Source organism: Amycolatopsis sp. NPDC003861 (assembly GCF_053605405.1).
Window position 1 is genome coordinate 1 of the sequence record NZ_JBSGJD010000291.1, and the last position, 11,097, is coordinate 11,097.

12 protein-coding genes are annotated in these 11,097 nt (G+C 72.0%); 5 read left to right on the plus strand and 7 right to left on the minus strand.

Features of this window, described 5'->3' with window-relative positions; genetic code table 11:
- Window positions 1-101: 101 nt before the first annotated feature.
- The 3 genes from ACWEVN_RS41845 to ACWEVN_RS41855 form a co-directional block, all read right to left on the minus strand.
- Window positions 102-1,133 (minus strand): sigma-70 family RNA polymerase sigma factor, encoded by a 1,032-nt coding sequence (locus ACWEVN_RS41845; protein ID WP_449679630.1) that lies wholly within the window; start codon window positions 1,131-1,133, stop codon window positions 102-104.
- A gap of 287 nt (window positions 1,134-1,420) precedes the next feature.
- Window positions 1,421-1,846 (minus strand): D-aminoacyl-tRNA deacylase, encoded by a 426-nt coding sequence (dtd, locus tag ACWEVN_RS41850; RefSeq protein ID WP_310974855.1) that lies wholly within the window; start codon window positions 1,844-1,846, stop codon window positions 1,421-1,423.
- Complete coding sequence (locus ACWEVN_RS41855) at window positions 1,843-3,345, minus strand: DUF7782 domain-containing protein (RefSeq protein ID WP_452054977.1); 1,503 nt, start codon at window positions 3,343-3,345, stop codon at window positions 1,843-1,845. Before ACWEVN_RS41855 ends, dtd begins: the two co-directional genes overlap by 4 nt.
- Before the next feature lie 28 nt (window positions 3,346-3,373).
- On the opposite strand from ACWEVN_RS41855, the gene ACWEVN_RS41860 reads away from it, so the two are divergent.
- The 3 genes from ACWEVN_RS41860 (at window position 3,374) to ACWEVN_RS41870 (ending at window position 6,384) form a co-directional block, all read left to right on the plus strand.
- Complete coding sequence (locus tag ACWEVN_RS41860) at window positions 3,374-4,639, plus strand: amidohydrolase (RefSeq protein ID WP_449685420.1); 1,266 nt, start codon at window positions 3,374-3,376, stop codon at window positions 4,637-4,639.
- A gap of 37 nt (window positions 4,640-4,676) precedes the next feature.
- Window positions 4,677-4,991: a DUF3099 domain-containing protein gene (locus ACWEVN_RS41865; protein WP_449685421.1), complete on the plus strand. Its 315-nt coding sequence runs from the start codon at window positions 4,677-4,679 to the stop codon at window positions 4,989-4,991.
- Window positions 4,992-5,169: 178 nt separating this feature from the next.
- The gene (locus tag ACWEVN_RS41870; RefSeq protein ID WP_452054978.1) at window positions 5,170-6,384 is read left to right on the plus strand and encodes a hypothetical protein; all 1,215 of its coding nucleotides are present in this window, start codon (window positions 5,170-5,172) and stop codon (window positions 6,382-6,384) included.
- A 64-nt stretch (window positions 6,385-6,448) separates the two neighbouring features.
- Here the strand turns inward: ACWEVN_RS41870 and ACWEVN_RS41875 are convergent, their stop codons facing one another.
- Genes ACWEVN_RS41875 through ACWEVN_RS41890 form a run of 4 tightly spaced genes read right to left on the minus strand, consistent with a single transcriptional unit; the run spans window position 6,449 to window position 9,665 of the window.
- Window positions 6,449-7,351, minus strand: a complete 903-nt coding sequence (locus tag ACWEVN_RS41875; protein ID WP_449685423.1) for a carbohydrate kinase family protein — start codon at window positions 7,349-7,351, stop codon at window positions 6,449-6,451.
- Entirely contained in the window at window positions 7,348-8,253 is a 906-nt protein-coding gene (locus ACWEVN_RS41880) for a pseudouridine-5'-phosphate glycosidase (RefSeq protein WP_452054979.1), read from the minus strand. Before ACWEVN_RS41880 ends, ACWEVN_RS41875 begins: the two co-directional genes overlap by 4 nt.
- 9 nt (window positions 8,254-8,262) lie before the next feature.
- Window positions 8,263-8,880 carry an HD domain-containing protein gene (locus tag ACWEVN_RS41885; protein ID WP_452054980.1) on the minus strand — a complete coding sequence of 206 codons (618 nt, stop codon included), beginning with the start codon at window positions 8,878-8,880 and terminating at the stop codon, window positions 8,263-8,265.
- The gene (locus ACWEVN_RS41890) at window positions 8,880-9,665 is read right to left on the minus strand and encodes a sporulation protein (RefSeq protein WP_452054981.1); all 786 of its coding nucleotides are present in this window, start codon (window positions 9,663-9,665) and stop codon (window positions 8,880-8,882) included. Before ACWEVN_RS41890 ends, ACWEVN_RS41885 begins: the two co-directional genes overlap by 1 nt.
- A 58-nt stretch (window positions 9,666-9,723) precedes the next feature.
- Between ACWEVN_RS41890 and ACWEVN_RS41895 the strand changes: the two genes are divergently transcribed.
- Together ACWEVN_RS41895 and ACWEVN_RS41900 are read left to right on the plus strand one after the other, a co-directional pair.
- Entirely contained in the window at window positions 9,724-9,966 is a 243-nt protein-coding gene (locus ACWEVN_RS41895; RefSeq protein ID WP_176176076.1) for a DUF3039 domain-containing protein, read from the plus strand.
- 167 nt (window positions 9,967-10,133) lie between these two features.
- Window positions 10,134-10,970 carry a hypothetical protein gene (locus tag ACWEVN_RS41900; RefSeq protein WP_452054982.1) on the plus strand — a complete coding sequence of 279 codons (837 nt, stop codon included), beginning with the start codon at window positions 10,134-10,136 and terminating at the stop codon, window positions 10,968-10,970.
- Window positions 10,971-11,097 lie beyond the last annotated feature (127 nt).

Sequence of the window (11,097 nt, forward strand, 5' to 3'; positions counted from 1 at the left end):
TGTGTTTTTTTTTTGCCCCTGGGGGCCTTTTGGGCTGTCTGGGGTTTCGCCGACCCGCCGGGGGGGGGCCCCCCCCGGCCCCCCGCCCCTCGTGGGAACGATCAGCTGGCGTACGCGCGGAGCCGGTCCGCGCGCTCGCCCTGGCGGAGCTTCGACATGACCTCGCGCTCGATCTGGCGGACGCGCTCGCGGGACAGCCCGAAGTGCTTGCCGATCTGGTCGAGCGTGCGCGGCTGGCCGTCGTCGAGGCCGTAGCGCAGGCGGATCACGTGCTGCTCGCGGTCGTCCAGCGTGGCCAGGACCCGGCGCAGGTCGTCCTGCAGCAGGCCCGAGATCACGGCGCTCTCGGCGTCCGTTGCCTCGGAGTCCTCGATGAAGTCGCCCAGCGGGGCGTCCTCCTCGGTGCCGACCGGCATGTCCAGGCTTACCGGGTCACGCGAGTGGTCGAGCAGGTCCGAGATCTTGTGCGCCGGGATGCCCGACTCGGCCGACAGCTCCTCGTGCGTGGCGTCGCGGCCGAGCTGCTGGTGCAGGTCGCGCTTGATGCGGGCCAGCTTGTTCACCTGTTCCACCAGGTGGACCGGCAGCCGGATCGTGCGGCCCTGGTCGGCCATGCCCCGGGTGATGGCCTGCCGGATCCACCAGGTGGCGTACGTCGAGAACTTGAACCCCTTGGAGTAGTCGAACTTCTCCACCGCGCGGATGAGACCCAGGTTCCCCTCCTGGATCAGGTCGAGCAGCGGCATCCCCCGGCCGGTGTAGCGCTTGGCGAGCGAGACCACCAGGCGGAGGTTCGCCTCCAGCAGGTGGTTCTTCGCCACGTGGCCGTCACGGACCAGCGCGGCCAGCTCGGTGCGGCGCTTGGCCGTGAGCTCCTCGGCCGTGTCCAGCATGTGCTGGGCGAACACGCCGGCTTCGATGCGCTTCGCCAGCTCGACCTCGTCGGCCGCGGACAGCAGGGCCGTCTTGCCGATGCCGTTGAGGTAGACGCGGACGAGGTCGGCGGCGGGGCTCTGGGCGTCGAGGTCGGCGTCGGTGAGCGCCCCCACGCCCATCGCCGGCTCCTCGGTCGTCTGAGCCGGGATGCGCTCGCGAATCCCGCGCGACTCGCGTTCGAGAGTCTGGACTGACATTCTGCCTCCCCGGTCACGGGCTGAACGTGCTGCTGCGGTCGTCCACCGGTGCGTACCCGCGGACCGGGGCCTGTGGAACCCGGTACGCCGGTCCGGCCGGCTTGGCTGGACATCTGGCACAACGCTCCGGGTTCCCAAAACGTTCCCGGCTCGTCATAGAAGAAGACGGCTGCCGGAGCGATCCGGTTGCTCAATCAAGGCTGAGCTTTTGCTGAGAACGTTCCGTGACCGGTAAACCTGAGAATTCCATATGAATCCGGCCGGAAACTGAACCGGATCGCAGTGGTCTAGACCTCTACGACAACCGTGAACGGACCGTCGTTCACGCTCGACACCGCCATCATCGCCCCGAACCGCCCGGTCGCCACGGTGGCGCCGCGGCCGCGCAGCTCGGCCACGACGGCGTCCACCAACGGCTCGGCGACCTCCGGCCGGGCCGCCTGCGTCCACGACGGCCGCCGCCCTTTCTTCGTGTCGCCGTAGAGCGTGAACTGGCTCACCACGAGCAACGGGGCATTCGCCGTGGCGCATGATTCCTCGTCGCGCAACAGTCGCAGTTCGTGCAGTTTGCGCGCCATCGTGGCGGCCTTCGCCGGATCGTCGTCGACGTGAATTCCCAGCAGCACAAGCAAACCCGGTTCGCCGATCGCGCCGACGACTTCGCCGTCCACCGTCACGTCCGCCCGTGTGACCCGGGCCGCGACCGCCCTCACCGGCCCGCCGGGACGAGCATCCCGTGCCGGACGAGCTCCCGGACGACCGGCAGCGCGGCGGCCGCGAGCTCCTCCGGCGACAGGCCTTGCGCGGCCGCGAGGAGCTCGATCAGGTCCTCCAGCGGCAACGCCCCGCGGCAACCCGCCAAGAGCCGCGTGGCGAGCTCGTCGACCTCGTGCTGCCAGCCCGGCCCGTCGGTGCGGTGCAGCCGGCGGACGGTCGTCGCCCAGCCCTCGTCGCCGGGTTCTTCGACGCTTTCCAGCAAAACCGTGTCCGGCACCACAAACCGGACATCCAGCAAGGAATCGCCCGACTCGCGCAGCCATTCCACGCGGTCCAGCCACCCGGCCGCTTCCGGGCCCAGCGGGTCGTCGTAGGCCTGCCGCAGGTCTTCGCACACCACCGCCGGTGTCCGCCCCGACGCTCGCCGCAGCGTGACGAACCCGAAGCCGATGCCCCGGACGTCGTTGGCGGCGAACCAATCGAGCCACGCCGCCGCCTTCGCCCGGCCTTCGGGCGACCGCGGGTCCAGTCCCGCGTCCCGCAGCCACGTGCCGACGTAAAGCGCCGGATCGGCGACGTCGCGCTGCACGAACCAGGCGTCGGTCTCGGCGGGCAGCCAGCGGCTCACCCGATCGGCCCAGTCCTCCGTGCCGGTGTGCAACCAGGACGCCAGCAGGTGGCCGGTGCCGCCGTCGTTCAGGAACCCGGGCAGCTGCCGCACGACCAGCGCGCTCGCGTCGTCGCCGGCCAGCCCGGAGTCGCGGTAGGTGTAGTCCACCCGCGCCGGGCCGACCACGAACGGCGGATTGCAGACGACCTGGTCGAACTTCCGCCGCGCGACCGGTGCGAACCACTCGCCGCGGACGAGCTCGACGTCCAGCTCGTTCAGCCGGAAGGTCGCCGCGGCCAGGGCGAGGGCCCGCGCGGAGACGTCGGTGGCGGTGACGCGCTCGGCGTGCCGGGTCGCGTGCAGCGCCTGGACGCCGTTGCCGGTGCCCAGGTCGAGCAGGGTGCCCACCGGGCGGCGGCTCGTCGCGCGGATCAGCGACAGCGACGCGTGGCCGACCCCGAGCACGTGGTCCTCGGGCACGGTGTGGCCCAGCAGGTCGGCGTCGAGGTCCGACACGACCCACCACGAGCCCTCTTCGTCGCCGTGCGGCCGGATGTCGAGCGCGGCCCGGTAGCCGTCCGCGGCCGGCGCCAGCACCCCGGCGGAGACGGCGTCTTCGGGCGAAAGCGGCGCGAAGGCGGCCTTGACGGCGGTCTCCGGCTCGGTGCCGCCCAGCAGGAACAGCCGGATCAGGGTGCCGAGGTCGCCCGCGTCCCGGGTCGCGCGCTCGGCCGGCACCGGCTCGCCGCGGCCCAGCGCCGCGTGCGCCGCTCCGCCGAGGGCGTCGACCACGCCGTCGGCGTCGTAGGAGGTGCGCCGGAAGGCCTCGCGCAGCCGCGCGCAGACGTCGTCGGACAGGTCGGGCAATCCACTTCGCGTGCTCACGGTGGGTAATGCTGCCACGATGGCCCCCGTGACCCTTGAACGCGTCCTCGCCCCGCTCGACGCGGCGCTGCCCGAACTCGAAGCGCTGTACATCGACTTCCACCGGCACCCGGAGCTGTCCTTCGCCGAGACCCGGACGGCGGCCGAGCTGGCCCGGCGGCTGGAGCGCGACGGCTACGAGGTGCACACCGGCATCGCCGGCACCGGGGTGCTGGGCGTGCTGCGCAACGGCGAGGGGCCGGTGGTGCAGCTGCGGGCCGACATCGACGCGCTGCCGGTCGAGGAGAAGACCGGGCTGTCCTACGCCAGCACCGCCCGCGCCACCGACGAACACGGCACCGACGTCCCGGTCATGCACGCCTGCGGCCACGACATGCACGCCACCTGGCTCTCCGGTGCCGCCGCGCTGCTCGCGAAGGGCCGCGACACCTGGTCCGGCACGCTGCTGGTGGTGTTCCAGCCGGGGGAGGAGGGCGCGGGCGGCGCGTCGGCGATGGTCCGCGACGGCCTCTTCGACATCGCCGGGAAGCCCGACGTCGTGTTCGGGCAGCACCTGGTGCCCGGCCCGGCCGGCTGGGTGCTCACCCGGCCCGGCGTGATCATGGCCGCCACCGACACCCTGCGCGTCACCCTGCACGGCCGCGGCGGGCACGGCTCGCGCCCGGAAACCACCGTCGACCCGGCCGTGCTGGCCGCGTCCGTGGTGCTCAAGCTGCAGACGATCGTCTCCCGCGAGATCGCCGCCACCGACTCGGCCGTGGTCACCGTCGGCTCGCTGCACGTGGGCACCGCGAGCAACGTGATCGCCGACGACGCCGTCCTGGAGGTCAACGTCCGGTCCTTCGACCAGGCCGTGCGCGAGCGGGTGCTGGCCGCGGTCGAGCGGATCGTGCACGGCGAGGCCGCCACGGCCGGCGCGCCGAAGCCGCCGGAGATCGAGCGGTCGGGCGCCTACCCGATCACGGAGAACGACGAGGCCGCCAACGAGGCCCTCACCGAGGTCTTCCGCAGCCACTTCGGCGCCGACGTCGTGCTGCCGGCGCCGCTGATCACCGGCAGCGAGGACTTCAGCGAGTTCGGCCGGGCGGCCGGTGTGCCGTCGGTGTTCTGGCTGGTCGGCGGCTTCGACCCGCAGACGGTGATCACGGCGATGACCGAGGGCCGGTTCGAGCGCGACATCCCGTCCAACCACTCGCCGCGGTTCGCCCCGGTCCTGCACCCGACCCTGCGCACCGGCATCGAAACCCTCGTCCTCGCCGCCCTGAGCAAGATGCGTCACCCCGGTGTCGCATGAACCGCACAAGTGGGACGATGGACGTGGAGGTGGTGCAGTGACCACGCCCGCCAGGGACTCGGACCCGGTGCTGATCACCGGGGCGGCCCCGTCGTACGAAGAGCAGTTCGCCGCCCGCAAGCGCAAGTACGTGATCATGATGGCCTGCCGGATCCCGTGCCTGATCCTCGCCGGGCTGACCTACCACACCTGGTGGCTCGCGCTGGGGTTCCTGGCGATCTCGGTGCCGCTGCCGTGGGTGGCGGTGCTGATCGCCAACGACCGCCCGCCCCGCAAGTCCGAGAAGGTCAACACCTACCAGCGCGAGGCGAAGGCGATCGAAAGCACCACTCACCGGGTGATCGACGGCTAGGGATCGCGCGCCGGGGTTCGGCACGGGCGGCCTGACGGGCAGTGATCCGTGCCCGTACGGAACTGCCGGAAGGCCCGTCGTCACGGGTAGTGTCCGATCGTACACAGGCGGCAAGTCCGCCTCCCGGTCGGAAAGCCGGTGCCCCGTGGAAGAACACGCCGAACCCCAGCCCGAACGCGTGGCCAAGCGTCCCGTCCGCGCTCCTGGTCAAGCGCCCGGCCACCCGCTCCTGGGCTGGCAACGGCTCGCCGGGAACCAGGCCGTGGTGGCGATGCTCGGGCGGACCGGGCCGGCGGTGCCCGTGCAGCGGCTGATGGTGCGCATGCCCAACCCCTACGGCGAAGGCGTGCACAACATGGTGGGGGACGCCGAGGTCGACGAGATCGAGGAGTCGCTGACCGCCAAGGGAGCCGCCGGGGCGGGTGGGAAGCACCAGTGGGACGACTCCTGGGTCTTCCCGCCGGCACCCACCACCGAAGCCTCGGTCTTCTACGGCCACGGCAACCGGGCGAAGCTGGGCGGACTCACTCCGGCCGACTTCGTCTCCGAGGCCTCCGACGACCGGCGGCAGGTGCAGAAGGACACCGCGTTCAAGTTCGTGGCCTGCGGTGGCGGGAGGAGCCAGGCCGGCGCCGGCGCGGCCTACGGCGCCGAAGTGGCCGACCGCCTCCGCGCCGCCCAGCCCCGCGTGCCGGGCGAAGTCTGGAGCGGGGCCCTGAAAGCGGCCGAGGGACTCGTTTACTACACGAACGCCTACAAGACCGTCCTGCCGGAAATCCCCGACGCCATCGACAGGTTGCTGATGAGCCGGGCCGCCGCCGCCGAGTCGAACGTGCGGCGGACCGTGACCGCGCTGGTCAAGGACAAGCTCACCGCGGTCGTGGCGGCCCAGCGGGCCACGGATCTGATCGAGCTCCGGAATCTGGTGGCCGCCTTCTACTCGAGCGAGCCCTCGCTGGCGGGCCGGGCGGCGAGCGTGCGCGCGATCGCCGTCCCGGTCGCCGGGCTGTCGAGCACGTGGCTGAACCGGAACCTGAACGGGGCCATGGACACCATGTTCGGCGGCAACGTCGGCTGGCTCGACCTGCAGATGGCCTTCGTGCAGCCGTTCTCCCCGGGGAACTGCCTCGCCGAGGTGTGGCGGGCGTTCGACGGCGTGGAGAACGACATGAAGGTGGCGGCCAAGAAGATCTGGGTGGAGTTCCGGGACGAACTCCAGCGCCAGGCCGCCGTCCCGCCGCGGACCGACGGCCCGGCGGCCCGCATCGGCACGTTCGACCCCTCGGCCGCGGCGAGCCCGGACGAGCGATTCGAAAAGTGGCAGAACTTCGGCGACGTGCTGTGGTCGCAGTGGAAGCGGAACCGGGCGCAGGGCGGCGGGACGGACACCTGACACCGGGAGCCGCTCCTTCCCGGCACGCCGTGATCGCCTGGACCGCGGCGATGCCGGACACGTCCTACCCGGGCTGCGGGCCGACCTTCCCGACGGCCAGCGCGCCCAGCCGCGTGCCGTGCCGCAGGACGTCCACAGTGGACTCCCCGGCCAGCCAGCCGGTGAGCACGCCCGCGTCGAAGGCGTCGCCCGCGCCGGTCGAATCGAGGCACTCCGCCTCGACCGCCGGCACGCTCGTGACGCCGTCGGCGTCGACCCAGCTGGCGCCGTCCAGCCCGGCGGTGACCACCACCGCGCCGACCGCGCCGAGCAGCTCCTTCGCCGACACCGGGTCGGCCGAACCGGTCAGCGCGACCAGCTCCTCGGTGTTCGGCAGCAGCAGGTCGACCCCCCGGACGTCGGCCAGGAACGCGGCCGGGTCGGTGATGTGCGCGGCGGCCTGGGGGTCGACCGACGTGGTCAGCCCGGCCTCCTTCGCCGCCGCCAGCGCCGCGAGCCCGGCCGCGCGCGACGGCGGGTCGAGCAACACGTACCCGGAAAGGTGCAGGTGACGCGCCCCTTCGAGCGCCTCGGGCGTGACGTCTCCGGGCGCGAAGCGCTGGTTCGCGCCGCGGTCGGCCAGCATGCTGCGCTGCCCGGACCCGTCGACCATGACCACGACGCAGCAGGTGGGCGCCTCGGGGTCGACGGCGAACGCGCACCGCACGCCCGCCGCCTCCAGCTCGGCCCGGATGAGCCGGCCACCCGGGTCGTCGCCGATCCGCGCGAGCAGCGTCGTCTCCGCGCCGAGGTGCCGCAGCCACAGCGCCGTGTTGGCGCCCGACCCGCCGCCGGTGAACCGGATCTTCGCGCGCGCGTCGCCGCCGTGCGGCAACGGCTTGTCGTGCCGGGCGATCACGTCCAGGGCCGCGTCGCCGACCACCACGATCCCGCCGGTGTCAGACGATTCACTCGCCAGTTCGTTCATGCCAGCGCCACCGCGACTTCGGTGGCCAGCTTGGCATTGTTCAGCACCAGCGCTTCGTTCGCGTCGATGCTCACGCCGCCGCTGGCGGTGTGGAAGTGCTCCAGGAGCACCGGGGTGACGTCGGCGCCGTGGACGCCCCGGTCCTCGACGAGCGCGAGACCCTCGGCGAGCAGCCGGTCGTGCAACTCCTTGTCCATTTCGGACGCTTCGGGGATCGGATTCGCCAGCAGCACGCCGGAAGCCGCGTACGCGCGGTGCGCGTCGATCACGGCGGCGGCCTGCTTCGGGTCGTCGACCCGCCAGCCGACCTGGTGGCCCGACGAGCGCAGGTAGAACGCCGGGAAGTCGCTCGTGCGGTAGCCCAGCACCGGCACCGAGTTCGTCTCCAGCACCTCCAGGGTGGCCGGGATGTCGAGCACCGACTTCACGCCGGAGCAGACGACCACGGTCGGCACCTTCGCCAGCACGCCGAGGTCCGCCGAGACGTCCCACGACTGCGCGGCACCGACGTGCACGCCGCCGAGCCCGCCGGTGGCGAACATCCCGATGCCGGCCGCCGCGGCCAGCGCCGACGTGCTCGCCACGGTCGTCGCGCCCGAGCGGCCGAGGCCCACAGCCGGGCCGAGGTCGCGCAGCGAGAGCTTGTCCAAGCCGGCGTCCGGCGCGCAGACGCGCTCGAGCTCGGCGGGGGACAGGCCGACGACGACCCGGCCGTCGAGCACCGCGATCGTGGCCGGGACGGCGCCGCCGTCGCGGACCACGCCTTCGAGGCGGCGGGCGACGTCGAGGTTGCGGCCGGCGGGGAGGCCGTGGGACAGGATGGTGCTCTCCAGCGCGACGACGGGGTGCCCGTCACGCAGCGCCGAGGCGACCTCTTCGTGCAGCGAGAGTGCGGTAGTCACGAGGGACCATCATCGGTGATCGGTCCGCTCGCCGCGCCAGTGGGTCAGCTCGGCGGTCAGGTTCCTTTCGGCGGCGCTCGCCCAGTGTGCCCGCGCGGTTTCGCTGCGGTAGAGCTCGCGCCCGAGCAGGCGCTCCAAGACGGCGATGCGGCCTTCGCGCCAGACGTCGTCGGGGTACTTCGCGTACTCCTCGCGCACTCCGCGGGCGTACGCCGCGTACTGGTCTTCGGGCGCGCCGAGGACGGCGAGGTCGGCGTCGAGGAGGGCGGTGGCCAGGAGGTCGTCCGGCGGGGCGTCGTGCCCGATCGTGGCGAGGATCAGGCCCTCGACCCGCTCGACGTGCGCTTCGGCGACTCCCTCCAGGGCTTCGCGCGCCCAGGCAGCGCTCGCGCGTTCGTCTTCGCCGGGCTTCGCGTCGTACACGACGTCGTGCGTCCAGGCCGCGACGGCGACGATGGCACGTTCGGTCTCGTCGAGTCCTTCGGCGAGCGAGGCGGAGTCGCGCGCGACGGCGGCCGCGTGCGTGAGCGTGTGGTAGCGGCGGTGTGGCTCGGCGTAGCGCGCTTCGAGCCGTGGCCAGGCGTCGGACGTGCCGCCGAGCGTGGCGACCGCTTCGGACCAGCGCATCAGTCGAAGATGCCGCGCGGCCGGGCGACCTGGTCGAGCCAGTCTTCGAGCTGCTTCTCCCAGTTCACGTCCGGCTTCATGGTGAACATCCCGAGGAAGTCCTGGCCGCGGCCGCCGAACCCGCCGGTCTTGCTCACCCGGACCCGCTTGGTGACCTCGAGCACGACGTCGGTGCGCTCGGCCGAGGTCAGGAAGGTGACCGCGACCTGGGAGAAGATGGTCGCGAAGCGCGGCGAGGGCGTGAAGCGGATCTCCTGGAAGAACGGCAGCTGCTGGCGGGCGCCGTCGACCCGGCCCGGTTCGAGGACGGCTTCGCGGAAGGTGAAGCCGAGCCGGCTCAGCGCGTCGAGGATCCGCTTCTGCGCCGGAAGCGGCTCGACGGCGACGGCGTCGGCGTCGAAGGGGTCGCTGACCGCGGCGGCGAGGTCGAGCTCGGCCCGGACGCCGACCGCCATCCCGGCCAGCGGCTTGGCGTAGACGCTGGTCACCGGCGTTTCCCAGGGCAGCGGCACCTCGAACGGCACGCGGACCTGCTGGCCGGCCCGGATGACCTCGCTGCCGACCAGCTGCTGGGTGCCGAAGGGGAGGTCTTCGGTCTTGCCGCCGGGGGCCTGGACGCGGGCCAGCAGCGTCACCGCGAGCCCCTTGATCTCCTGGTCGACTTCGCCGCCGAGCAGCAGGACTTCACCGTGGAGCGGCCGGCCGGGGGCGGCGGTGCGGTCGAGCAGGCGGGCGTCGATCTTCGCCCCGCCCGAGCCGAACGTCGCGAGCACCTTCTGGAACATGCCGGGGATCCTGCCAGGCCGGAGACCTTTCGCGCGGGGACTCGGGCACAATGGCCGGGTGAGCACCGAGACGCTGACGAAGCCGGAAACCACGCCCGAGGGCACGGACACCACCGACGACGACTCGCCGAAGATGTTCCACTACGTGAAGAAGAACAAGATCGCCGAGAGCGCGGTCATGGGCACTCACGTGGTGGCGCTGTGCGGCGAGGTCTTCCCGGTGACGAAGTCGCCGAAGCCCGGGTCTCCGGTCTGCCCGGCCTGCAAGGAGATCTACGACAGTCTCCGTCCGGGGAACTGATCCCGGCGCGAGGTCCCCGGCGGGGTGCACCCGCCGGGGTCTTCTGCTGTCCGGAATGAGACAAATCGTCGAACAAACGTGAAAAACCTTCATTCGGCGGGTGTGCGGGGTGGGGGAGTCCTGGTAGATCCAGCGGGCCAGGTTCCCCTCACCCACCGGAGTCGCACATGCGCAGAACCGGGATCGTGCTCACCCTCGCCGCCTTGCTCGCCGTGGTTTCGCCGGCGCTGGCCCAGGCCGTCACGGGCTGGACGGAGGTCGGCTCCGACAACGCCCGGGCCCTCGACGAGAGCCAGGGCCTCGCGACGATCGTGCGTCCCTCGGGGACGACGATCCGCTACACCGGGATCGGCACCATCCCGGCCGACCTGAACGCCCAGGGCTGGAACCACGTCGGCGACCCGGGCTCGGCCCAGGGCTGGTACGTCGAGCCCTACCAGCGTGACGACCGCGGCGCGAAGCTCTTCCGCGTCCAGGCCCCGGACGGCTCGTGGGCCAACTACAAGCACGCCCTCGAGTCGTGGGAGGCGAACAACAACTCCTTCGCCGCGGTGTCGCCCGACGCGCGCTGGCTGGTGGCGGGGGAGTGGGGCACGATGACCCGGCTCCTGGTGCACCCGATGCCGGGGGTGGTGGCCACGAACCCGGCGCAGAACCTGCCTCTGGCCGGCACGATCCGCCTGGACCACGCGGTCCGCGACGTCCAGGGCTGCGACTTCCAGACCGCAACCCGCCTGCTCTGCGCGTCCGACGACCCGGACGGCAGCCTCTTCGGCACCACGAAGCCGCTCCTCCAGGTCGACCTGGCTTCGGTCCCGAACGGCTCGGACGTCACCGCCCACGTCACCTCGCTCGGCCAGCTCCCGCTCCGCAGCGGCTGCTCGGGCTCGTTCGAGGTCGAAGGAATCGACTTCGACGAGCGCGACAACACGCTCCGCGTGGTGGTCATGGCCCCGAGCATCTGCATCCTCTGGGACAGCAAGACCTACCGCTTCCGCCAGTAACCCGTCACCCACGTGATCCGGCCCGTCACTCACGTGATCAGGCCCGTCATTCGCGTGATTGGGGCCGTAACTCGCGAGTTACGGCCCCAATCACGCGAGTTCCGTCTCAGATCACGTGAGTTACGGC